The 23,980-nt window shown below is 33.3% G+C and carries 19 protein-coding genes; 11 read left to right on the top strand and 8 right to left on the bottom strand.

Translation table 11 applies throughout. The features are described 5' to 3' along the window. Positions 1–15: 15 nt before the first annotated feature. Positions 16–2,364, bottom strand: a complete 2,349-nt coding sequence (locus B3I31_RS01925) for a BamA/TamA family outer membrane protein (RefSeq protein WP_291065042.1) — start codon at positions 2,362–2,364, stop codon at positions 16–18. Continuing rightward, positions 2,361–7,409, bottom strand: a complete 5,049-nt coding sequence (locus B3I31_RS01920) for a translocation/assembly module TamB domain-containing protein (protein WP_291087432.1) — start codon at positions 7,407–7,409, stop codon at positions 2,361–2,363. The genes B3I31_RS01925 and B3I31_RS01920 overlap by 4 nt, the downstream gene beginning before the upstream one ends. Positions 7,410–8,007: 598 nt before the next feature. Between B3I31_RS01920 and B3I31_RS01915 the strand changes: the two genes are divergently transcribed. Beyond that, positions 8,008–8,334 carry a hypothetical protein gene (locus B3I31_RS01915; protein ID WP_125349744.1) on the top strand — a complete coding sequence of 109 codons (327 nt, stop codon included), beginning with the start codon at positions 8,008–8,010 and terminating at the stop codon, positions 8,332–8,334. A gap of 40 nt (positions 8,335–8,374) precedes the next feature. Here B3I31_RS01915 and B3I31_RS01910 read toward each other — a convergent pair whose 3' ends face one another. Beyond that, positions 8,375–9,442, bottom strand: coding sequence for a patatin-like phospholipase family protein (locus B3I31_RS01910; protein WP_291087430.1), 1,068 nt, complete (start codon positions 9,440–9,442; stop codon positions 8,375–8,377). Positions 9,443–9,520: 78 nt separating this feature from the next. Here B3I31_RS01910 and B3I31_RS01905 point away from each other — a divergent pair, with 78 nt between their 5' ends. After that, positions 9,521–10,402, top strand: coding sequence for an AraC family transcriptional regulator (locus B3I31_RS01905; protein ID WP_291047045.1), 882 nt, complete (start codon positions 9,521–9,523; stop codon positions 10,400–10,402). Here B3I31_RS01905 and B3I31_RS01900 read toward each other — a convergent pair whose 3' ends face one another. Beyond that, positions 10,403–10,837: a hypothetical protein gene (locus B3I31_RS01900; protein WP_291047044.1), complete on the bottom strand. Its 435-nt coding sequence runs from the start codon at positions 10,835–10,837 to the stop codon at positions 10,403–10,405. A 144-nt stretch (positions 10,838–10,981) separates the two neighbouring features. On the opposite strand from B3I31_RS01900, the gene ccoG reads away from it, so the two are divergent. Continuing rightward, positions 10,982–12,436 carry a cytochrome c oxidase accessory protein CcoG gene (gene ccoG / locus B3I31_RS01895; protein ID WP_291074310.1) on the top strand — a complete coding sequence of 485 codons (1,455 nt, stop codon included), beginning with the start codon at positions 10,982–10,984 and terminating at the stop codon, positions 12,434–12,436. Between the two features lie 47 nt (positions 12,437–12,483). Here the strand turns inward: ccoG and B3I31_RS01890 are convergent, their stop codons facing one another. Next, the gene (locus B3I31_RS01890; protein ID WP_038336908.1) at positions 12,484–12,807 is read right to left on the bottom strand and encodes a HopJ type III effector protein; all 324 of its coding nucleotides are present in this window, start codon (positions 12,805–12,807) and stop codon (positions 12,484–12,486) included. Positions 12,808–12,964: 157 nt separating this feature from the next. Between B3I31_RS01890 and B3I31_RS01885 the strand changes: the two genes are divergently transcribed. After that, entirely contained in the window at positions 12,965–13,285 is a 321-nt protein-coding gene (locus B3I31_RS01885; RefSeq protein ID WP_291047041.1) for a hypothetical protein, read from the top strand. A 117-nt stretch (positions 13,286–13,402) separates the two neighbouring features. Here the strand turns inward: B3I31_RS01885 and B3I31_RS01880 are convergent, their stop codons facing one another. Next, positions 13,403–13,594 carry a hypothetical protein gene (locus tag B3I31_RS01880; protein WP_291047040.1) on the bottom strand — a complete coding sequence of 64 codons (192 nt, stop codon included), beginning with the start codon at positions 13,592–13,594 and terminating at the stop codon, positions 13,403–13,405. Positions 13,595–13,612: 18 nt separating this feature from the next. Then, complete coding sequence (locus tag B3I31_RS01875; RefSeq protein WP_291047039.1) at positions 13,613–14,101, bottom strand: SPOR domain-containing protein; 489 nt, start codon at positions 14,099–14,101, stop codon at positions 13,613–13,615. 414 nt (positions 14,102–14,515) lie between these two features. Here B3I31_RS01875 and B3I31_RS01870 point away from each other — a divergent pair, with 414 nt between their 5' ends. From B3I31_RS01870 to B3I31_RS01845, 6 genes are read left to right on the top strand one after another with little or no spacing between them, the layout of a single operon-like run. After that, positions 14,516–15,934: a c-type cytochrome gene (locus tag B3I31_RS01870; protein ID WP_291047038.1), complete on the top strand. Its 1,419-nt coding sequence runs from the start codon at positions 14,516–14,518 to the stop codon at positions 15,932–15,934. 22 nt (positions 15,935–15,956) lie between these two features. Next, positions 15,957–19,118, top strand: a complete 3,162-nt coding sequence (locus B3I31_RS01865; protein ID WP_038336918.1) for a TAT-variant-translocated molybdopterin oxidoreductase — start codon at positions 15,957–15,959, stop codon at positions 19,116–19,118. A 34-nt stretch (positions 19,119–19,152) separates the two neighbouring features. Continuing rightward, positions 19,153–20,556 carry an NrfD/PsrC family molybdoenzyme membrane anchor subunit gene (gene nrfD / locus B3I31_RS01860; protein WP_038336919.1) on the top strand — a complete coding sequence of 468 codons (1,404 nt, stop codon included), beginning with the start codon at positions 19,153–19,155 and terminating at the stop codon, positions 20,554–20,556. Further along, positions 20,537–21,106 (top strand): DUF3341 domain-containing protein, encoded by a 570-nt coding sequence (locus B3I31_RS01855; protein WP_221627898.1) that lies wholly within the window; start codon positions 20,537–20,539, stop codon positions 21,104–21,106. Before nrfD ends, B3I31_RS01855 begins: the two co-directional genes overlap by 20 nt. After that, positions 21,106–21,786 carry a c-type cytochrome gene (locus B3I31_RS01850; protein ID WP_286486256.1) on the top strand — a complete coding sequence of 227 codons (681 nt, stop codon included), beginning with the start codon at positions 21,106–21,108 and terminating at the stop codon, positions 21,784–21,786. The genes B3I31_RS01855 and B3I31_RS01850 overlap by 1 nt, the downstream gene beginning before the upstream one ends. A gap of 18 nt (positions 21,787–21,804) precedes the next feature. Further along, a complete protein-coding gene (locus B3I31_RS01845; RefSeq protein ID WP_114999477.1) occupies positions 21,805–23,142 on the top strand; it encodes a hypothetical protein in 1,338 nt (445 codons plus the stop codon). A gap of 80 nt (positions 23,143–23,222) precedes the next feature. On the opposite strand, the gene B3I31_RS01840 is transcribed toward B3I31_RS01845, so the two are convergent. Then, the gene (locus B3I31_RS01840; RefSeq protein ID WP_180906125.1) at positions 23,223–23,534 is read right to left on the bottom strand and encodes a hypothetical protein; all 312 of its coding nucleotides are present in this window, start codon (positions 23,532–23,534) and stop codon (positions 23,223–23,225) included. Between the two features lie 124 nt (positions 23,535–23,658). Here B3I31_RS01840 and B3I31_RS01835 point away from each other — a divergent pair, with 124 nt between their 5' ends. Beyond that, positions 23,659–23,964, top strand: a complete 306-nt coding sequence (locus tag B3I31_RS01835; protein WP_291060162.1) for a hypothetical protein — start codon at positions 23,659–23,661, stop codon at positions 23,962–23,964. Positions 23,965–23,980: the final 16 nt, after the last annotated feature.

The raw sequence follows: 23,980 nt of genomic DNA, 5'->3' as shown, positions 1-23,980 counted from the left end.
TGCTTTACGCTTTGCTTAGAACGGATATCCAATGGCAATATTCAAAATTAAATTATCTTTTCGCCATGCTTTATCTCCGAAATCAATCTTATCAAATGTCCATCGATCATTTTTTTCATAATATGGGACACGAAGCGGTGTTGCTAAATCTAATCTTAAAATTAAGATATTAAAATCTAGACGTAGTCCTAAACCAGCTCCAACTGCAATTTCATTCATAAACTCTTTTGAAAACTTAGCACCTGGACGTGTTTCATCTTCGTTAATTAACCAAATGTTTCCAGCATCAACAAACAAGGCAAGGTTAAGAAAACTGAATAATTTTTGTCTAAATTCTGCATTTACTTCTAATTTAATATCACCCGATTGATCATAAAAGAAATTTGCATTTTGGTTACGTGGATCATAACTTCCTGGTCCTAATGTTCGCGCTCTAAATGCGCGAATACTGTTGCTTCCTCCGACAAAGAATTGTTTCGAGTAGGGAACAAATTCTGAATTTCCGTACGGATAAGCGATGCCACCAATAAATCGTGTGGCAATTGATGATTTATCTGAAAATTTATGATAAAAACGGAAGTCGTGTTCCATTTTTGCGTATTGACTAAATGGAATTTTGAAAATCTTTTTTTCCTTGTCTTTTTTTACATTTGCACCTGTAATCAAACCAGTTAAATTTCCCGCTAAATCGACAGATCCACGGTAGTAAAATGTGCTTTTTCGTGGTAACATCGTGGTTGTATACGTGTATGAATATTGTGGTCCAAAGATTAATTGTTTGTCCACTACACGTTTTAAACTTGGGTTGATGATATTTCCAATTGAATCGTAAATCTTGCTGTTATATTCATCTGTTACTTTTTCTGGAAACAATAAAGTCGCACTAAAAACTTTTAAATTGTGTTCTTTTTGCGCATTCTCTTTCCAAACGTAACCAAAAGAAGTATTGAAATTATGAAGTGTATATAATCTCGATCTGTTTTGATATTCGTAACCAATCTCAATATTGGTTCTCGGTACAAACGCACTTGACGAATGAAATTTGAAAGGCGCGACAATTCTTGGAATCGAAAGTTGCGTATTAAAACCAGCTCTAAAAATATTATTCGCATCTTTTTGTCCGCCCAATTGCATGTCAAATGCTCCATATAAAGCCATTTTAAGCTGTTCTGCCCCTTTGAAAATATTGCGATGTGTCCAATTGAGATTTAACTCACCACCACCATAATTCGCCGAGTTTGTTCGTCCTAAAACTTCTAATCTCAACGACTGAAATTCGCGTGGTGTTAAGGTATAATACACATCAAATTTATGGTTAACCGAATCAGAAATCACGAAATCATTTTTCACAAATTTGAAAACACCCAAATTAATTAATCGATTCAGGGTTAAATTATGATCTGCTCGGTTGTAAATCTCTCCCGTTTTAAAATATAACACACGGTCAAAAACTTTTGGTTTGAAACTATTTTTTAGATCAACCATGTAAAAACCATTTTGCTCGTATTTTGCTAAGGAATCGTTGTTCATCGGCATTTTATAGATGCCTTTTCGTGCGTCTCGAATGTTATAATCTGGGAAAACAATAACCTTGTCAATGCTATATTGTTTTTTGGCTTGCTCTGGTGTCTTATCTTTTAACTTGACAAATAGTTCGACATCTTGCTTATTCGTAACTGTACTATCCGCTTGCACAATGATGTTATCAGGATGAAAATAATAATAACCATTTTCTTTCAGACGCGCATCTATTCGTTCTCGTTCTGCCTTGATCACATCCAAATCGAAAGGTTGCTTATCTTTCAGTAACGTATTTGCTTGCGTTTTTTTAATTTCTTTGTTGATCGCTAAAGTGGTATCTTTTGGGAAATTAACTTGGTTGATGTAATAACGTTTGCGCGGTTGTAAGACATAATGCACTTCCGCTTTTTTGTTTGTACTTATTGTATCACCCTGTGCTTTGGCATTGAAATAACCTTTGTTTTCAGAATAATTAACTAAAATATCTTTATTGAATTCGATGTCGACATCACCCAATAAAACAGGTTTTTCACCCACTTTATATTTCAACCAATATTTCAATCCTTTTTGCTTTTTAGGTTCGCTCGTGATGTTGTAAATGTACAAACGAGGACGAAGTCCAAAAAAACTTGAATTAGGTTTGGGGATGATATTTTTTTCGAGATTATCTTTTAATTCTGCTTTGTCAGTTTTGCTTAACGAATCGCCTTTTATCGTTAATTTAGAACCTGTGTAAAGCATCTCACCTTCTTTCAGAAAACGTGTATTGCTACAAGAAGAAATACCTAGAGCAGAAAATGAATATGCAATAATTTTAATATACGTTAAGGTTGATTTTTTCATGGTTTCACTTCTTGATTTTGTGTTTTTCTATTTGCTCTGTTCGCTCTATTTTTTCTTCTTTTCTCGAAAATTTCTTTGAATTTATCGTAATCTAATGTGATGATAAATCCAACGCCTGTCTCTACAATTTGTCCTTGTAATGCGACTTGGTATTCATCTTTTCGATAAGCTCTCAACATGTATCGACCATCACGCGATAAACTATAATCGATCGTAATATCACCTGCAATATTGGTCATGTTTTCATTTTCTCGTGCATCACCATCTAAACCAAAATTACTTCCAACCGAAACTTTCATTCGGTCGTTTAACAAACGTTTGCTCAAGGCAACATTCAGGTCTGTTCGTGTATTTTTAGATCCCGAAGAATAATCGTCTTCTGTATCTAATCCCAAATCGATATCAATTCCTTGGATTAAATCATCCGCCAAATTATTCAACTGTTGTGACAAAATATTACTTACACTTTGTAGCGCCATTGTTTCTGCAGAAACACTTGTTTTACTTTCGAATGGATTTTCGCCAATAAAACGATTCAGCAACAATAAGGCAAACACTTGCTTGTTCATTTCGGCTTCATCATTTTTCAACTGATCCAATTTCGATTGTGTATTTTCGATCACCGCAGTTGCAATGGAAGGATTGTCTTTATCCATTGAAATATTGAATTTAATATCAGGTTTTAATAATTCACCTTTCAAAATTAACTCGGTATTGAACGGAATTCGTTGTTTATACATATTCATTTCAGAAGAAGAATAGCCCGAAATTTGTTGTTCGATTAAATCAATAGGAGCGGCTTTTGTTTTGTAAATCGCCTTAATGTCTAAATTGGCTGTAGTTGGCTCGCCAGTCCATGTAATGGTACTTCCTTTCTGAATATCAAAACGACGTTTTAACAAGCTCACCGAAAGTTCGTACGCACCTTTTTCTACTTGATAAACGCCAACCAAAGTCATTTTTCCTGAAGGATCCATTCCGCCTGTTAATTCGGCTTCACCTTGTATTTCTACAAAATCTCCGTTGGCTTTGTCGATGATAATAGACGTTTTGGCTTCTTTACTGATTTCAATATTGACACTTACATCTAAACCTTTTATTTTAGATTCGGCTTTTAATTCGTCTGTTTTAATCGTTTCTTGAAGCGCCACTTGATCTTGATCAATGAATTCGACAATTCCTTCGCGCTCTTGTAAAGAAGGCGATGATTGTGGCAAAACAAATGTGAAATTCGTGTCATCAGTTACGGTTAAACTTCCGTTTACTTTTGGTAAATCTAAATCTCCTTTTATCGTTAAGTTTGCATTAACCGCTAACTTTCCATACATGATCGCATCGTTCGATTTTTCTGAATTTACCACATTGAAATCTCGTGCATTTGCTGTTAAATTGAAGGCGAAGTCACGGTAAGTTTCCGTTAAAATTTCTCCTCTTATCGTTAATGAATTGCCATCGTTGTCATTAATTTTGAATCGATTGAACTCAATTCCTTTGTTCGTGAAATCAATCGCGTCATCAATTTTTCTGAAATTACTTCCTGTTTCAGCAATCGTTAAACCAACTTGATTAAATTTGACTTGACCTAAAATGCTCGGTTTATCCATTGTTCCAACGATTTTTAGATTTCCAGAAATATAACCTTCTGTATCTTTGATTCGATTCATTGTAAATCCTTGCACTGATTTCATTTCTAATCGATTGATATCTAAAGCTAAATCAAACGCACTTTCTTTGGTATTATAATCTCCAAAAATCTTCATGTTGTTGCTGTTTCCATCTAAGGTAATATCAGCGTTAATCATGGTTGGAGAAGTGTTTTGTACTTTTGCTATAATATTTCCAATAGGATTTCCGAAAGCTTTTAAATCTGAAACGGTCAAATCAGCATTGAAGGTCATTTCTTTGTTTAAATCTCTAATTTGAGCTGTTCCATTGATTATTCCTTCGGCAGGTAAATCATCTTTTTTAATGATTTCTGCAATGGTTTCAATTTTGAAATCTTTGATGGTAATATTCAGCGGACTTGTTCCTTTTTCCGATTCAGATTGCAATAAAATTTGACTTCCATTGTTCATCAAACTGAAATTATTCGCCACAATTCCATCTTTTCTCAACTGAATTAAATTTCCTTCACCAACTTGCCATTCATCGTAGTTTAAGACCAATCCATTCGGATTAAGACTAATTTCCGTGATATCGTTTAGCGTTTTTAGATTTCCAGCCACCAAAAATTGTGTTGCATCTTTCGCATCCTTTGTCGAAACGTTATAATTGATCACATTATTTGTAATATCACCATTCAAATCAATTTTTTGTAATTGAAAACTTTCACTTTTTAATGCATCCACATTCAACGAATACAATAAGGATTCGTCTTGGTTGGATAGTTTTATCAATCCATTGTTAATCGTATTTGTTCCGTACGTTAAATTCGGAATTTTTCCATCAACATTGATTTGTTTTGAATCGGCATTATAAGTTGCGTCAAGTGTTATGGTTTCGAAGCTTTTCAAATCGGGAACAAATCTTCGAATCAACTCATCATCTTTAATTTTTGCATTCAAAGTAAAGAATTGATGAGGTTCTATTTTTTCGTCTTTATTTGGTTTCTGAAATTCATAATATTGGTTAATTGTTGAAGTTATCGAACCAAAAATTTGTGTCAATTTAAATTTTCCTTTCATATCCAAATCGGCCAATTGTGAAGTCAAACTAATTTGATTTGAATCAGCAGTTGAAGTCGCAATCAAGCTTACTTCTTGCATTGGAAAAATATCTTTTGTATTGGATAATGCAAAGTTTTTTAGATATAAAGAACCATTTAAATAATCTGGATTTAAATCAGCGAAATTGGCATCAATTTCTCCTGCAACAATCATCGGTTCGTTGTAAAAACCAAGTTTTTGAACATCTAATTTGACAATATTTCCATTCAATTTTACATTAGATAAATCTTTTTTGTACACGCCAGAAGCTGTCAAATTAAGATTCGCGTTTGGATCTTTTGATAAAATATGTGCATCAAATACTCCATGATTCACTTTTGCATCGAGTGTAATATTTTGATAAGTATATTTATTGTAATAAGCTGATGAAACGGTTCCTGAAAGTTTTGTAACCATTTTTTCTGGGTTGAAACTTGTTCCAATAGCATTAATTTTTCCTGTTATTTTGCCTAAATCCTTGTTGCTAATAAGCGTTCCAATATCCAAATTTTGTAGGTCTGCTTTGACATTATATTTCTCGGCATCCTTTTTTTGCATGTCCACAATTGCATCAATTTTCGCATTTCCCAACGTAGAATTTATTGCCAATTGTGTATTGATGATTTCGGTTGTTCCTTTCGCTTTTCCTTTGACAGAAAGCTTTGAAGGAATTCTAATGTTAGTTGGAATAGTATTTTTCGGAATTAAATTGTATATCGTTTTAGAAGATGTTGAGAAGTTTTTGATGTTCAAATCATAAAATAAATTCTTTGGATTCATCGCATTTTTCACTCTTCCAGAAGCCGAAAGTTGCAAATCATCTAAACCAGAAACTTGGAGATTATTAATCAATAAATCGTTTACTTTTCCTTTTACATTGGTGTTAACACTCAGAATGGCGTTTGGATATTTGTCGAAAGGCGTCGTATTTCTAAGCGTTGGAGCAATATTTAAAATATCTGCCAAACCAATTTTTGAATTTTTGATATTCGCATTAACCAAAACATTTTCTGGATGAGAAGTTAACTCATTAATCGTATTGTAACGCAAAATAACTTCGTCACGAAGAACGGTTCTTGGTGTTTGTAAATAAAGGTTTTTCAGATACGCTTGTGTATCTGCGTACAAGAAATCTGTTGTTAATTTCTGAATATTCAATCCTCTTGATTCTTTTATTTCAGCACTTTTTACTTGTCCAGCAAATGTGTTATTTTTCATTTCGAAATCGCGCAAATCAAGATTTAATTTAGAAAAATCCAAATGATTAAAATCCATTCCTTGAGCTGTTCGGCGTTCTGCAGTATTGTTGTATTTTACTTTTACATTTTCAAATTTCGTTTCGTTCAAAACCAAATTCATTGGGGCTGAAGAAGTGGATGAAGTAGAAGTAGAATTGTTCGAAGAAAGGAATAAATTCGCTTCGATATCAGCGTCTTTCAACAAAATATTTTCGATGTCGAAAATTGAATTTTCAAGATCAAGTTTATTGACTTGAGTTTCAAATTCGTTTAGGTTAACTTTGGCAAAAGTCTTCGAATTTTCGTCACCATAATTGACTTTGATATCATTCAAATTAATCTTATTCAACCCAATTTGAAATGGAGTTTGTTTTCTAGTTGGATCAATTCTATCCACATTATTTTCTTGAATTTTTTCAACCATTTTTTGATTAAAATCAACCAACAAACCATTCACCAAAATATCATCAACCGCATAAGAATTTTGTTGTAAATCAAGTTTTTTAACACGCGTTTTGAAATCTTTGAATTTGACTTTAGCAAACATTCCAGAAATATCATCACCATAATCTACTTCAAAATTGGTTAAATTAATTCCGTTCAATTCAATTTTCATTGGCTTTTGATCATTCAAAGAATCTACTTTTTCTTCTACTTTTTTCGCAACTTCTTTTACAATATCTTGTTTCAATTTTAGTTTTAAACCATCCAAATTGAAATCGCCAATTCCATACGAATTTTGCTCTAAATCGAATTTTTTGACACGCGTATCAAATGAATTTAGATAAACTTTGATGTTATTTGCCGCTTGCTGATCATTGAAGGAAACATTAATATCATTCAGTTTTATTTTATCTAACGAAATGATAAATGGCTTTGAAGGACTTTCGTCTTTTTCGTCTGTTGCAAAAGCATTGATAATATAATTGAAATTGAATTTTCCATCTGGTTTACGAATAACATTCGCGTGAACACCATTTAAATCAATAGATTTTATATCGGCTTTACTTTTGGTCAATTGCCAAATATCTAAACCAACGTCAAATTTTTTGACCGATAAAAGTGTGTCGACATCTTGTCCTTGTAAAAAAAGATTTTCCATGACCAAACTGTTTGGAAAATCGATATAAATACGATCTAATTGAACTTTTGTATGTATTTTATTTTCGAGGTAATTAACTAATTTATTTTTTACAAAATTTTGTACAGCAGGAAACTGTAAACTAAAAATTGCAATGGTCAGCAATAAAATTATTGATAAAAGCGTAAGAGAGAAATATTTGAGTATTTTTTTTGTATTGAATTCCAATTGGTTAGATTTTATTCGTTTTAGTTGGATTCAAGATACAAATTTCCTACAAGGATAATACCAGAAATGTACTTTTTCATACATCGTTTTACCATTTTTGGAAACAATCACAACTCCATTAAAAGGAAATGAATGTTTTGAACGGATAATTTTTTCGAAGTCATGTTTTAATTTCGCGTTTTTTTGCGCAAAAATTGGTTGACAAATAAGGCAAATTAATCCTAAAGTCAAGATTTTTAGAAGAGTTTTCATTTTTGTGTTTTGGCTAATGTAAAAGTAAAATATTATCTGTTTTGAAATTGATAATATTTTAAAATTCTCTTAAAACTTTTTAATTTTCATTGGTAAAACCAATATTCTTTTATTAAATTTGAGTCAAACAATTGAAGCTATGAGAAGAATTTTTTTTGAAAAAGATAGCCACAAAGACTACTTATTTGTTATAATTGATCACGAAAGAGAATTGGATCAAATTTATAAAGTAGATAATTTTACTGACGAAACTGGACGTGAATATGTGTACACCTTGATTGGAGAACGCAAAAAACTGAATGCAGATTTGTTGAAACCACATGTTGTTGCGCTAGAGAATGGGAGTTACACGAATTACAATGGAGAGGGAATTGTAACAGATTGTCATGCGTGTTTAGAAAGTATTGTGGATAATAGAGGATTGAATAGAGAACAAGAAATATTTGTTTATGTTCGAAATAAATAGAAATTACAAAAGGCTTTGAAATTTTACTCAAAGCCTTTTTTTATGAGATTTCAATTTGATTGAAAATTAATTTTTGAACGACTTCATCCAAATGTTCTTTGTGTTTTGCGACATAATCATTGGCAACGTCCAATAATGTTTTAATGTTGCTGTTGGAAACATTTCCTAAATCCAATGCAGATTCTGGAATTTCAGGATTAAATCGATAATAATTTTGTTGATATTTTGGCTTCAATAAAGCGAACATGCTTCTCATTTCCTGATCGACCATATCAACGCCAGTCGAAATAAAAATGTCTACCAAAGGATCTACCCATTTAGATTTTGAAATTCCTGTTAAATGTTCGTGTTTATATGATTTTGCACGCGAACCATTTCCGAGAGAAATGATAATAAATTCTTGTAAAGGTGCTGTTCCATTATATTTTAATTCGTCTTTGAAATATTTATTAAAATTTATTTTTTGCGTTTCGATAAAACCAACAAAAGTCGGATTGTTTGCAAAAACACCACCATCAATACAACTAAATTCTTGATCAGCGAATGATTTTATTTTTGCAGGTTCAAAATAAGTTGGCGCAGCTGATGAAGCACGACAAATATCTTTTACATAAAAATTTCGGAAAGGAGAAATTCCATCAATCGAATTGAAAATTTTTGGTTTTTGATGCTCAGTATCATAAGAAACTATTGCGCAAGGACGAATCAAATCTTTTAACTCTGTCTCTCCAAAAACGATTTTTAATTGCTCTTCCAATACAAGTGTTGGTAAATTATCTTTCAGCACACTCAACGGATTATTGAGAATTGTCCAAAATGTTTTTGAGAAAATATTTTTTCCTTCTCCCAAATAAATATTCAACGCATCTGTAATCGAGTGTTTTGCTTTTTTAGGATTATCTTCCGAAGGCGATAACAACAAAGAAGCGATTAAAGCACCAGTACTTGTACCTGCAATAAAATCGACATAATCGCCTATTTTAGCATTTTCGTCATGAATTTCCTTTAATTTATCTTCGATGTATTTTAAAATGACACACGATATAATTCCTCTAATTCCTCCGCCATCCAAAGAAAGTAAGACAATTTTTTTCTCTTTAAATTCCATTTTTGATGTTCTATTGTTTAAAGTTAAATTTTTCCTTTCAAATATTCTTTATTTTTACACTTGATAATTTGTTTCAAAATGACTAAAAGACTTTTTCCAACATACGATATCTGTAACCTGAATACCGAAAAAAATAGCAATGAGTTGTTTTCCATCGATCGTTTTAGAGGTTATGTTGATAGTAATCCACATTTACAGGAAGTTCACAGTCATAATTATTACCATTTGGTCTATTTTACAGAAGGTAGTGGCGAGCATTTGATCGATTTTGAGAAATTTGAGGCAAAATCTGGAACAATGTATTTTATGAAACCAGGGCAAGTGCATCAATGGTATTTTAAGGAAGAATATGATGGATTTGTCGTGAATTTCTTTGATAATTTTTTCGATTGGATTGGAATTAATTCTTCCATTTTACAGAAATTTAGATTTTTACAATCTATTTTGGTGAAAGATCATGTGGTTGAAATTTCGCCAGATGTACAAGAAAAAATTTCAAGTTATTTTGAAGAAATGATAAATGAAAATCAAGAAAATAATCAATTCTCGAATTTAAAAATTGGTTTCCATTTGATGAATTTATTCATTGATATTGAACGTAGTTTGGAAGCTGTAAATGTCAAAAAAAATGATTATCAATCGGTGTTGTTGCGTAATTTTCAGTCACTTATTGAACAAAATTTCAAGATCAAAAAATTACCAAAAGAGTATGCCGAATTGTTGTACATCACACCCAATCATTTGAATGCACTTTGCAAAGATGTGTTAGCTACTTCGGCAGGTGAATTAATAAGAAGTCGCATTGTTTTAGAAGCAAAACGTTTGTTGGTAAATAAAGAAATTTCGGTCACAGAAATTGCGTATTTACTCAATTTTCAGGATGCTTCTTATTTTGTGAAATTCTTCAAAAAATACACTGAGTTTACGCCCGAACAATTCAGAAAACAATATTATTCGTAGTTACTTTAAATTGTATTTTACTGGAATATTAAAACTAACTTTTACAGGATTTCCGTCTACTAAAGCAGGTTTTATTTTGGTTGCACTTTCTTCTTGTTCACGATTTATTTTGTATAAAATATGTGTCGAAATTCTTGCTAAAGTTTCATTTCCTTGGGAAGTTACATTTGTGAAGTTTCCGTTTTCATCAATCACAAAAAATAATTTTGCGAAATAATCTCCTGAACCTTTTAAGATTTTATCCAATTTTATATTCGCTAATCGCTGTGAAACATCTTCTGTTAGTTTGTTTTCAAAACACCCCGAATAATTGTCTGTAGAATCTTCGCAGCTCGGATAAATAGCTAATTGAGAGACATTTTTTGTGTTATGTATTTCTTGCGCATATAAACTATTTGCAAAGCATAATGTGATAAAATAAATTAAAATTCTCATACTAGGTAGTTTAGGGGGGTAGGTCTATGTTTTTATGAATTAATGATTTATATCAATCCGTAAATATTACCATAAATACCATAAATAGTGCCAAAGTTTAGCGTAGATGTAGCGGTAAATTTGCATAGATATTAAGTAAATGGTATGAGTGATGTAAAGCATGATACAACGCAACTTGGGTTCGAAAAAGAGAATGAACAGTTTAGATCCGAAGTCGCTACAATGGATAAAAAAGGGACACGAAAATGGGTGTATGCTAAGAAACCTTCTGGTAAATACACGAATTATCGTACAATTGTTTCTTCGGTTTTATTGATTTTATTGGTTGGTTTACCTTTTATAACATTACCGAATGGAAATCCTATTTTTAAGTTTGATGTGTTCAATACAAATTTCATTTTATTCGGTTATCCTTTTTTTACCACAGATTTTTTCTTATTGGCATTCGGAATGATTGTGAGTGTTGTTTTTATTATTTTATTTACGACAGTTTATGGACGATTATTTTGTGGATGGTTATGTCCTCAAACGATTTTTATGGAAAGTGTTTTCAGAAAAATTGAATATTGGATAGAAGGCGATCGAAGCAAACAAATTCGATTAGATAAACAAGAATGGAACGAAGAGAAAATTCTGAAAAGAGGAGGAAAGTGGATTGTATTTTATATGTTGTCATTTTTCTTTTCGAATATCTTATTGGCGTATATCATCGGAATGGATGAATTAATAAAAGTGATTACCGAAGGTCCATCAGAGCATGGTGGTTTATTATTCGGAATATTTATTTTTAGTGTTTTATTTTATTTTGTTTTCGCTTGGTTTCGTGAGCAAGTTTGTACGTTGGTTTGTCCTTACGGGAGATTTCAAGGTGTTTTGATTGACAAAAAAACGATTCAAGTTTCGTATGATTTTAAACGTGGTGAAAGCACAAATGGACGTTCAAAATTCAGAAAAGGTGAAGATCGTGTTGCTGCAGGAAAAGGAGATTGTATCGATTGTGGTCAATGTGTGGCGGTTTGTCCTACGGGAATCGATATCAGAAATGGTTCTCAGTTAGAATGTATCAATTGTACAGCTTGTATGGATGCTTGCGATGATATTATGACGAAGATTAATTTGCCAACAGGATTAATAAAATATGCTTCCGAAGAAAATATTGAACAAGGAAAATCATTCAAAATAACTGCAAGATTAGTCACGTTTACGTTAGTTTTGGTTGCGATGATTTCTGCTATGACGATTTTTATGTCGAATAGAAGTGATGTCGAGGTAAAATTTTTACAAGTTCCAGGAAAAGATTATGTTGTAGAAGGCGATTATATTATCAATACGATGCAATATAGTTTGATGAATAAAACGAATGAAACGTACAAATTAGTTGTAAATGTGAATGGTTTCAAAGGTGGAAAAACCCTATTGCTAGTAGAACCTGATAAATATATAAAGATAGACGAAGGCGAATTGAAGCAAGGTTTAATTGACATTAAAATTCCGAAAAGCGAGCTAAAATCGTATAAAGTACCAGTTATTTTGGAATTGAAAGATTTGAAGGGAAAAACCATCGATCATTATACGATTAGTTTTATGGCTCCTTTTTAGTTGAATTAAAAACGTCTTACATTTTGTAAGACGTTTTTTTTTTGAGTTTATTTTTTTGTCAACACTTCGTTTTCAAATGTCACACCTTTCCATCCGTTTTGCATAAATTGACGAATATTATTGTGATCAGTTCCTTCTGGCGAATCTAATACAGCTTGATAATGTTCTGCAAATAATTTTAAGGTATCATCTTCAGAGAAATTATTCAATTTTGCAAAAGCAAAAACCTTCGCACTTCCTTGATTTTGATCCACAGCATTTTCCTGATTTCCATTTACAAAAGCAGAAGCTGTATAAAGATAATTTTCTTCAATATGCGCAATAACATCAGCAAAATTAGCTTCGTTTTGGTTTAATTTTTCTAAAATCATTGTATCTTTTTGTCAAAAATAAGAACTTATTTTGAATACAATAAGTCATTAAGTATGTTAATTTTTTTATGCACTTAAATACTTAACGAATGTTTAACAACTTTCTGTTTATTAATTGATTAGATTTATAAGTATTAACCAAGTAAAAGTAAATTTTATGTTTGAAAGAAGGCAATTTAATTATGAAACGTCAAGTGTTGCGCTAAGCGAGCTTGCCAAAAAAGGATATCAAGAAGATTTTAATTTATTAGAAAGTGATTTGATTGATCATCCGCATGATTTTAAGATTATTTACATCTATCGTTACGAAGGAAATTCGAGTCCAGAAGATGAATCGAGTGTTTATGGAATCGAAAAAATATCGACTGGAGAAAAAGGTGTTTTAGTTGCAGGTAATTTAGGATTTGTACAAACTAATTTAGCATCGATACTTATCCAATTAGAAATTGAGGGCAGAGTTAGAATTCTGAACAACTAAAAACAAAAGCATGAATCAACTACTAAATATTACCATTAAAATATAAAAAAGCGTTACCAAGATTATTGATAACGATTTTTTTATGTTTTCGAATAAATTTTAAATCTCTAAAAGAAGTTAATCGTTTTCTATTTTTAGTAATTGTCTATATTCAGAAAAACGATGCTCGCGAATATGTCTTATAAAAGGTTCTGTTTTGAAATATAAAACTAAACATGGAGAAATATTTTTATATTTTTCTACAAACTCAAACGAAACTAATTCGCCATTATTTATTCGTTGTTTTATTTTGTTGTGATAAGGATACATTTTCCTTTTTATAAACTATTACTTCGCTTTTCTACACAAAACCTTGAACGGAATAGAAAAAGCACTGTTATATTTTGATTTTAAACGACGAATATCTCTCGAAGCTGATGCTCTTGTGAAATAATCTCCAACCAAAACACGATAATCTGGCGAGAAATAAGCAGTCTGAGCCGATAAATGTGGATAAGAATTAGAAAATTCATTTCTTACTTTCTCCGCATCTTTTCTATCTTTTGAATAATAAATCTGAATTTTGAAACCACTTACTTGTGGCGTTCCCGCACAAGGATCATTAGATTGTATAACTGGTTTTTTCTCTGTCGGTTTCTTTACAGTAGTGGTATAACTACAAACAGCATCTTCTTTTGCTTTTAATACATTATTTATTCTACTATCAATTTCCATATTCAATGTACCATTATTGATGATTTGAACAGTATCAATTTTATCTTGAGCAAAAACACAAGAAGAAAAAGTAATAAGGAATAAAAAGATAAATTTTTTCATAAGATGAAATTAATTTGTGCAAATATACTTTTTACAATTAAGTTATTAAATTTTATAGACTTTTATTTTCTTACAACGAATATTGTTCCAATTTTTTTATGAATACTAATTAATGATGATAAAACTATAAAATTGATTGGCAGATTCTAATAAAAAGAACTTTGATTATTTTTAAAATTATGTTAAATAGCAATTTTTCTTGTTCTAAATCTTTTCTACAAAACCAAATAGATAATATTTATAGACCCATATTTTTTAACAATTAATTTAGAAACGTTTTAAATTAAGCTCAATGACAAAGTTCAGTATGTAAACTTTATGATTTTATTAAGTATTGAAGCTATTTTTGCTGTTAGTTAAGTGTTCAAATAAAAACGAGTTAAAAGAAACAACGAACTGAGATTATTTAAGTAAATGAAGGCAAGATTTCTAAAAAGAATACGTTTATGGAGCTGCGCGATAATACTATCGACGTTCTCCTTAGCAAATGCCCAAGATGCAGGTAAAGGTTACGAATTATTCGAAGCCAACTGTACTGCATGTCACCAGATTGATGGTAAATTAATTGGGCCGGAATTACGTAATGTTGAGAAACGCGTACAAGAACAAGCTGGACTTGGAAAAGAGTGGTTACACGCTTGGATTAAGGACAACAAAGCTTTACGTGCGTCTGGAGATGCGTATGCAAACAAAATTTTCGCTGAGTACAATAACACTGAAATGTTAGCTTTTCCTAACTTATCTGACGGTGATATTGATAATATTCTAGCGTATACTGCCGATCCTGATGGTGGTAAAAAGGCTTTTGATGATGCAAAAGCTGCAAAAAAGAAAGAAGCTGCTGCTGCTAAAGCTGCTGCTGCCGGAAACGGAGGCGGTGCTGGAACAGGAGTTATCGCAGTTGGATTTGTTGTATTAGCAGCATTATTATTGTGGATTTTGGTTCGCGTTAATGCATTAGTTAAAGCAACTGCAACTGATGATTTAGATTCTAAAGAAGAAAAAGCTGCTTTTTCTTTCGCAAACTTCTTCCAAAAATACCAAAAAGTTGGTGGTGTGTTAATCGCAGTATTAGCATTCTTTGCATTGTACAACGTGTATTGGGGATTAATGGGAATTGGTGTTGATAAAGGTTACGAGCCAGAACAACCAATCTATTTCTCTCACAAAGTTCACGCAGGTGTACAAGGTATCGACTGTCAGTACTGTCACAGTTCTGCTAAATACGGTAAAGTGTCTGGAATTCCTTCACCAAACGTATGTATGAACTGTCACAAAACAATCAAAGAATACAAAGGAGATTACTTCGAAGAAGAATTAATCACTTCTGGTAAATTCGCTGATGAGGAGGCGGTTAAGAACTTCTATACAGGAGAAATCCAAAAAATGTATAAAGCGATTGGATGGAATCCAGAAACGAACAAATACGATGGTCCACAAAAACCAATCGAATGGGTACGTATCCACAATATGCCAGATTTCGTATTCTTTAGCCACGCGCAACACGTTGTAGCAGGAGAGAAAGCGATTAAGAAAGCAATTAAAGATGGAACTATTCCAAATGCTAAAGAATTGAACATTGGATCAGGAGACCAAGTTTGTTTTGCATGTCATGGACGTGTTGATGAAATGAACGAAGTAAAAATGGCGAATGATTTCACAATGGGATGGTGTATCGAGTGTCACAGAACTACTGAGGTAGATATGGACAACGAGTATAACAAAGAATATTACGCAGAACTACACGAAAAACTGAAAAAACAGTACGGTGACGCAACTAAGATTACAGTTGATGCTATCGGAGGTTTAGAGTGTGGTAAATGTCATTATTAATATAAAAAAGAGAGGAGTATAAATGGCTTCGAAGAAAAATTACTGGAAAAGTTTTGAGGAGTTAACTGACAATACATTAAATGAAAAGTTAACTACCAACGAATTTGCAGAAGAAATTCCTGTAGATAATTTCTTAGGGAATGATAACGCCATGGAGAATAGTCAAACTTCACGACGTGACTTTTTGAAGATTTTAGGGTTCAGTACAGCTGCTGTTACTTTAGCAGCCTGTGAAGCTCCAATCGTAAAATCTGTTCCTTATGTAGTGAAACCAGAAAACATTATGCCTGGTGTACCTACTTATTATGCATCTACAATTTTTGATGGATACGATTACGCGAACGTATTAGTACGTACAAGAGAAGGTCGTCCTATTAGAATTGATGCAAACAAAGGCGCAAAATATTATGGTTCTACAAATGCACGTGTTCAGGCATCTGTATTATCATTATACGATTCTGATAAAATAAAATCACCTTTAACAAACGCAGGTGAAAACTTCAAAGCAACATCTTGGAAAGAGCTTGATGCCCGTGTAACAAAAGCATTAGCATCAGTAGGAGGGAAAAAAGTAGTTATTTTAACTTCATCTTTACCTTCACCAACAACTAAAAAGTTGATTGCTGAGTTTGCAACAAAATATCCAACAACTCAACACGTTGTTTATGATGCAATTTCTTCTACGAATGCATTAGACGCAGCGCAAGAAGTTTATGGAAAAAGAGAATTGCCATTCTACGATCTTAAGAATGCTGAATTAGTTGTTTCTTTCAACGCAGATTTCTTAGGTGATTATAATGGTGGTGGAATGGAAGGTGATTATGGTATTGCTCGTAAACCAGGAGCAAAAATGATGCGTCACATCCAAGTAGAATCTGTTTTATCTTTAACAGGAGCAAATGCTGATACACGTTATCCATTAAAACCAACTGATACTGAAAAAGTATTGGCTGAAGTTTATAATAAATTAGCAGGTGGTTCAGCTTCATCTAAAGAAGCATTAGCTATTGCTGCTGAATTAACAGCAAAAGGTTCTAAAGCGGTTGTTATGGCTGATGGTTCGAAAGAAGCATACGCAATTGCATACGCAATTAACCAATTGTTAGGATCAGCTGCAGTTTCTGATAAAGCTGTTTTATTAAAAGAGTCTAACGACGCTGTATTTAATCAATTTGTTGCAGAAGCTAAAGCTGGACAAGTTGGAGTTTTATTAAACTTCCAAACAAATCCAATTTACAATGCTAAAAATGCAAAAGAAATTGAAGCAGCTTTCAAAAACATTGGACTTAAAGTTGGTTTAGTTGAAAAATTAGACGAAACTGCATCAGTAATGGACGTTATTGCTCCAGTTACTCACGGTTTAGAGTCTTGGAATGATTTCAACCCATTAACAGGTGTTTATTCATTACAACAACCAACAATTCCACGTGTATTTGATTCTCGTCAATTCCAAGATTCATTAATCGCATGGATGACAGGAGTAACTAAAGTAACAGAAGTAGAAGATCCAAATGATCCAATTATGGTGATGGCGGTTTCTGCAACTAGACAAAAAGTTTCTCCATATTACTTATATGTAAAACAAAACTGGGAATCAGCTATTTTACCAAAATTAGGTGTAGATTTCAACAAAGCATTATACAATGGTTATAATGAAGCGACTGAAACTTCTACATTTACTGCTAACACTGGTGTTGCTGCAGCTGCTGCTACAAAATTAGCTGCTGGTAAAGCGACAGAATGGGAGATTCAATTCTATTCTAAAGCTGGTTTAGGAGATGGTACACAAGCAAACAATCCTTGGTTACAAGAATTACCAGATCCAATTACACGTAACTCTTGGGATAACTATTTAACAGTTAATCCAAATGATGCGGAAAAATTAGGAATCAAAATTCAAGATAACTACAACGTTACAAACGGAAGAATGCAATTTGACGGTGAGTATGTAAACTTAACTGTTAATGGAGTAGTTTTAGAAAATGTTCCAGTATTCATCCAACCAGGTCAAGCAATCGGAACTGTAGGTTTAGCTTTCGGTTACGGTCGTACAAAAGCTGGTAAAGTTGCAAATAATGTAGGGGTTAACGCTTTCGCATTATACACTGGTAATGTAGGTGCATCTAACGTTAAGATCGAAAAATCTTCTCGTTCAGATAAACACGAATTTGCTAACATGCAACAACAACCAACATTGATGGGACGTTACGAAATCGCAAGAGAAGTTTCTTTAGCAGATTTCATCAACACAGATCGTCAAGAATGGAATCCAGTTGCGAAGATGCCAACATGGAGAGGAGATTCTCCAGTAGGTGAAGTAGATTTATGGGCTAGTTTTGATCGTTCAACAGGACCTCACTTCAATTTAACAATTGATATGAACTCTTGTACAGGATGTGGAGCGTGTGTGATTGCTTGTCAAGCAGAAAACAACGTACCAACTGTTGGTAAAGAGCAAATGCGTATGTCGAGAGATATGTATTGGTTAAGAATTGACCGTTACTACTCTGATGTTACTTACCAAGATAAAGACGGAAAATTAACTCAAAAAGTTGCGTTAGAATCTGATCCAGATAACGAACCACAACAATATACACGTTTAATTAAGCCAGAGGCTGAAAATCCAGATGTGATTTTCCAACCATTAATGTGTCAACACTGTAACCACGCTCCTTGTGAGACTGTGTGTCCAGTAGGTGCAACATCTCATGGTCGTCAAGGTCAAAACATGATGGCCTATAACCGTTGTGTTGGTACTCGTTATTGTGCAAATAACTGTCCTTATAAAGTACGTCGTTTCAACTGGTTTAACTGGGCGAACAATGATAAATACGACTTCCACATGAACAATGATTTAGGTCGTATGGTACTTAATCCAGATGTTGTTGTACGTACACGAGGAGTAATTGAGAAATGTTCATTCTGTATCCAACAAACTCAAGCTGCAATCTTAAAAGCTAAGAAAGAGAACAGAGTAGTTAAAGACGAAGAGTTTATGGCTGCTGCTGCTTGTGCTGCTGCTTGTGGAACAGGTGCGATGAAATTTGGTGATATCAATGATGATAAATCTGAAGTAAGAGCAGCATCGAAAGATAAACGTTCTTATGTTTTATTAGAAGAAATTGGTACAAAACCAAACGTTATCTATCAAGTAAAAGTTAGAAACAGAAAAGAACAAGCTTAATTAAATTAGTAAAGAATTAATAAGGTAAACAAATATGTCACATTACGAATCACAGGTAAGAGAACCCCTTATTTTAGGACATAAAACCTACCACGATATCACAGTAGACATTGCTCGTCCAATTGAGACGCCAGCAAGCAAATTGTGGTGGACATGTTTCAGTATAGCAATGGTTGCATTCATCTTTGGTGTTGGAGCAATTGCTTATACAGTAGGAACTGGTATTGGTGTATGGGGATTGAATAGAACGATTAACTGGGGTTGGGATATCACCAACTTCGTATGGTGGGTAGGTATCGGTCACGCTGGTACGTTAATCTCAGCCGTTTTATTATTATTCCGTCAAAAATGGAGAATGTCGGTTAACCGTTCTGCGGAAGCCATGACGATCTTCGCCGTTGTACAGGCAGCGTTATTCCCTGTAATTCACATGGGTCGTCCATGGTTAATGTACTGGGTATTCCCAATTCCTAACCAATTTGGATCTTTATGGCCTAACTTTAACTCACCATTATTATGGGACGTATTCGCGATTTCTACGTATTTCTCTGTATCAACAGTTTTCTGGTTGATGGGATTAATACCTGACTTCGCTATGGTACGTGACCGTGCAACAAAACCATTCGCTAAGAAAATCTACGGAATCTTATCATTCGGATGGGGTGGTGGAGCAAAACATTGGCAACGTTTCGAAGAGTTATCTTTGGTATTAGCTGGTTTATGTACACCATTAGTATTCTCGGTACACACGATTGTATCTTTTGACTTCGCAACGTCGGTAATCAAAGGATGGCACTCAACAGTATATCCTCCATATTTCGTTGCTGGAGCTATTTTCTCTGGTTTCGCGATGGTACAAACATTATTAAGTGTAATGCGTAAAGTTTTACACTACGAAGATTATATCACACGTAAACACATCGAGTATATGAATATTGTAATCGTTGTAACAGGTGGTATGGTTGCAGTAGCTTACTTAACAGAGTTATGGATCGCTTGGTATTCAGGATCTCGTTACGAAGACTTTACATACTTCTCTCCAGGAGCAGCAACAGGACCTTATTGGTGGGCATTCTGGGCGTTAATTATCTGTAACGTTTTAGTACCAGGATTATTATGGATTCGTCCAATCAGAAGAAACTTCTTCTGGACATTCGTTATCTCTATCGTAGTTAACATCGGTATGTGGTTCGAGCGTTTTGATATTATCGTTATCAACTTATCTCGTGACTATTTGCCATCGAGCTGGACAATGTTTATGCCTTCATGGGTAGACGTAGGTATCTTCTTAGGTACTATGGGATTCTTTTCTGTGTTATACTTATTGTACGCACGTACATTCCCAGTTATTTCACAATCTGAGTTAAAAACTATTTTGAAATCATCAGGCGAAAGCTATAAAAAACATCATACTGAAGATGAGCATCACGAACACTAAAATCGTTTATGGTCTTTACGGAGACGATGATGATTTATTAAAAGCAGTAAAATCTATTCGTAAACAAGGTATTACGATAGATGAAGTATATACACCTTTCCCTGTACACGGTTTAGATAAAGCCTTAGGATTAAAGAAAACTCGTATTTCTGACCTTGCTTTCTTCTACGGTGCATTTGGTACAACGTTAGCATCTTTGATGACATGGTTTATTATGAACCATGACTGGGCTCAAGATATTGGAGGGAAACCATCTTTTTCTTGGGGTGAGAATATGCCAGCTTTCGTTCCTATTATGTTCGAGTTGACAGTATTCTGTGCAGCTCACTTTATGTCATTAACATACTTAGTGCGTAACAAAATGTACCCAGGAGCTAAAGCTAAAAACCCAGATCCACGTACAACAGATGATAAATTCTTAATCGAAATCAGAACAGCTGATGTTGAGAAAATCAAAAATGTATTTGTAGAAACTGGTGCTGAAGAAGTAACTGTAAAAGGTGATGTAGTCGTAGAACCAAGTGTTAACAATTTAGTACAAGAAGCATAATGAAAAAGATAGCATTACTTATAGGATTAGGAAGTATTATTATCACTTCTTGTTCTGATAAAAAACGTCACGCAAGTATCGTATATATGCCAGATATGTATTATCCTACGGCATATGATCCTTACGAAAAGGCAACTTTTGGTTACCCTCATGACGAAGAAAACTCTGAAGTTCCTGTATTAAGTAAAAATCATAATATGTCTGCATTAGAATCTGTAGAAGGTGCTGTTGCAAGAACAGATGGTGATATTTTACCATGGACTTTCAAAAACAATAACGCTGGTTATGCACAAGCAAAAGCAGTAACTGTTTCTCCTTTGAATGCCGCTAACAAAGCTGCAGACTTAGAAAGAGGTAAGTTATTGTTTGGACAAAACTGTGCAGTTTGTCACGGTGACGCTGGTGATGGACAAGGATCAATCGTAAAATCTAAAGCTTATTCAGGTGTTCCTAATTATAGCGAAAGAGATGTTACAGTAGGTTCTGTTTATCATGTAATTATGTACGGAAAAAATGCGATGGGTTCTTACGCATCTCAATTGACTCCTGCAGACCGTTGGAGAGTTGCTGAATATGTAATGAGTTTGAAAGGTGCTACTACAGCTGCCGCTGCTCCAGCTGGAGAAGCAACTGCTGAAGCAAAACCTGCAACAGAAACTGAAACAGCAACTAATAAATAATAAAATAAGTTAATTATTATGCAATATACATTTTCCCCAAGATTAAAAAATGCATCACTTATCTTAGCTGTTATAGGTGTTGTACTTTACGGGATAGGATTTTTCTTACATCAACAAGATGTTGCTAATTCAACTGAATATATTAACGGTTTGATTGAAGCTCACCCAACTCAATTTTTTGGTGACTACATTTCAGATTCTTATGCATCTATGAACACAGATCATGCTGGACACATGGAGCATTTGACAAATTTATTGAAAAACAGACCTTGGGCTGCTTTCTATGTACCAGCTTATTTATCGTTTGGTATTGCAGCATCTGCTTTGTTTTTCTTATGTATTCAATTCGTAGCTAACGCTGGTTGGTCTATGGTAGTATCTCGTGTTATGGAGGCTATCGCATCATTTTTACCAGTTGGTTCTGTACTTGTAGCTATCATCGTTTTAGGATCTTATTTTCACATGAATCACTTATTCCACTGGATGGATGCTGATTTAATAAATCCTGATAGCGAGAAGTATGATATCTTCATGGCGAACAAAGCTCAACTTTGGTTAAGTCCTAACTTCTGGTTAGTACGTTGTGTTATTTACTTAGTAGTATTATCTTTAATGTTACCAGTAATTAAAAACGCAACACGTAAATTAGATGAGACAAACGGAGACTTAAAAGTGTACGCTCAATTGTACAAAAAATCAGTAATTTACTTAGTGATTTTCGCAATTTGTTCTGCAGCATTTGCTTGGGATTTCGTGATGTCTTTAGATCCACACTGGTTCTCTTCATTATTTATGTGGTACGGAATGGTTTCATATTTAGTTTCTGCGGTTTCTATTATGGCAATTATTTCTATCTACTTAAAAAGAAAGAACGCATTACCATTATTTAATGATAACCATTTACATGATTTAACAAAATACATGTTTGGTTTCTCATTATTATGGTCATACTTATGGTTCTGTCAATTCATGTTACAATGGTACGCGAACATTCCTGAGGAAGCTCAATACTTCCAACAACGTATGGCGCAATACCCATTATATTTCTGGATGTTGATCATTAACTTAGTAGCTCCATTCTTGATTTTAATTTCATCAAGCATGAAACGTCGTTACCAAATCGTTTTCGCGATGGGATTCGTTATCATCTTTGGACACTACTGGGATTTCTACAACCAAATTATGCCAGCAGCTGTTGGACCATTCCACAACTTTGGTTTAATGGAAATTGGAGCATTAGTTGGAATCGGAGGATTATTTACATTCGTAGTTATGAATGCAGTTTCTAAATTAAACCTAGAAGCAAAAGGTCACCCTTACTTCCACGAATCAAAAATTTATGAATATCCTTTCTAATTAGAAAGATGTTATAAAACCTAAAAAGCTCGATGCATTTGCATCGAGCTTTTTTATTTGATTAATAATTTGTAATATTTTTATTCTTGAATTGTTCTACGTTTTATTTCCAAATCAACCAAGAAATGATCGACATCGTCATCTGTTGATAAATTTCCAACCACGTAAACACCTTTATCTCCGTTTTGATTATTGATTATACCATAAACCGAAGATTCGTCATCAGGATCAGACATTCCTTCGTAACGATAAATACACACGATATCAAAGATTTCAGGAGCTTGTTTTAATTGATCTTTTTCGATATTATAGTCAATCGTAAAACCATTTTCTTTTAGTTCGTCTAAGGCTTCGTTTGTTGTTTTGTAGCGGTATTGGATTTTTTCTTTCATAATTTTAATAGTTTAATTATTGAGTCTCAAATACTATTCCAATCAGTATATTCATTAAAATATAGTAAAGTCTTTTTTGGTAAGGTTATTGTTTTATTTCAAAGTGAATATAATGAATATGATTATGAAACTAATACTATTAAAAAAAATTAACTTGATTGCAGTTTTTGCTCTTGCTGCTTTATTTTTGGTTTCGTGTGATGGATCTACAACTATATATGGATTAGAGCATCAGCATAAACACAAAAAGAAGTATAAGAAATATCCGAAGTACGAAGTAAGATATGATGACCATCGTAGCTTACCACCAGGTCAACACAAAAAAGTACACGGTGATAAATCTTCAAAAAGATATGCACCAGTTCAACAAAAGAAAAATAATGGGAAATATTATAAAAAGAAAGGGCATCATAAACATCATAATGATTAAAAAAGAAAAGGATTGA

It is taken from the genome of Empedobacter sp. UBA3475, from assembly GCF_002378465.1.
Lineage (GTDB): Bacteria > Bacteroidota > Bacteroidia > Flavobacteriales > Weeksellaceae > Empedobacter > Empedobacter falsenii_B.
Note: the sequence above shows the minus strand (reverse complement) of the source record. Positions and strands in the feature narration are given on the sequence as shown.

Bases quoted from the DNA above. Each gene is read 5' to 3' on its own strand.
- B3I31_RS01845 (WP_114999477.1), top strand. From the start codon at position 21,805: ATGCAATATACATTTTCCCCAAGATTAAAAAATGCATCACTTATCTTA.
- B3I31_RS01905 (WP_291047045.1), top strand. From the start codon at position 9,521: ATGACTAAAAGACTTTTTCCAACATACGATATCTGTAACCTGAATACC.
- B3I31_RS01890 (WP_038336908.1), bottom strand. From the start codon at position 12,807: ATGATTTTAGAAAAATTAAACCAAAACGAAGCTAATTTTGCTGATGTT.
- B3I31_RS01880 (WP_291047040.1), bottom strand. From the start codon at position 13,594: ATGTATCCTTATCACAACAAAATAAAACAACGAATAAATAATGGCGAA.
- B3I31_RS01925 (WP_291065042.1), bottom strand. From the start codon at position 2,364: ATGAAAAAATCAACCTTAACGTATATTAAAATTATTGCATATTCATTT.
- nrfD (WP_038336919.1), top strand. From the start codon at position 19,153: ATGTCACATTACGAATCACAGGTAAGAGAACCCCTTATTTTAGGACAT.
- B3I31_RS01900 (WP_291047044.1), bottom strand. From the start codon at position 10,837: ATGAGAATTTTAATTTATTTTATCACATTATGCTTTGCAAATAGTTTA.
- B3I31_RS01835 (WP_291060162.1), top strand. From the start codon at position 23,659: ATGAAACTAATACTATTAAAAAAAATTAACTTGATTGCAGTTTTTGCT.
- B3I31_RS01870 (WP_291047038.1), top strand. From the start codon at position 14,516: ATGAAGGCAAGATTTCTAAAAAGAATACGTTTATGGAGCTGCGCGATA.
- B3I31_RS01850 (WP_286486256.1), top strand. From the start codon at position 21,106: ATGAAAAAGATAGCATTACTTATAGGATTAGGAAGTATTATTATCACT.
- B3I31_RS01915 (WP_125349744.1), top strand. From the start codon at position 8,008: ATGAGAAGAATTTTTTTTGAAAAAGATAGCCACAAAGACTACTTATTT.
- B3I31_RS01865 (WP_038336918.1), top strand. From the start codon at position 15,957: ATGGCTTCGAAGAAAAATTACTGGAAAAGTTTTGAGGAGTTAACTGAC.
- B3I31_RS01885 (WP_291047041.1), top strand. From the start codon at position 12,965: ATGTTTGAAAGAAGGCAATTTAATTATGAAACGTCAAGTGTTGCGCTA.
- B3I31_RS01840 (WP_180906125.1), bottom strand. From the start codon at position 23,534: ATGAAAGAAAAAATCCAATACCGCTACAAAACAACAAACGAAGCCTTA.
- B3I31_RS01855 (WP_221627898.1), top strand. From the start codon at position 20,537: ATGAGCATCACGAACACTAAAATCGTTTATGGTCTTTACGGAGACGAT.
- ccoG (WP_291074310.1), top strand. From the start codon at position 10,982: ATGAGTGATGTAAAGCATGATACAACGCAACTTGGGTTCGAAAAAGAG.
- B3I31_RS01920 (WP_291087432.1), bottom strand. From the start codon at position 7,409: ATGGAAAATCTTTTTTTACAAGGACAAGATGTCGACACACTTTTATCG.
- B3I31_RS01875 (WP_291047039.1), bottom strand. From the start codon at position 14,101: ATGAAAAAATTTATCTTTTTATTCCTTATTACTTTTTCTTCTTGTGTT.
- B3I31_RS01910 (WP_291087430.1), bottom strand. From the start codon at position 9,442: ATGGAATTTAAAGAGAAAAAAATTGTCTTACTTTCTTTGGATGGCGGA.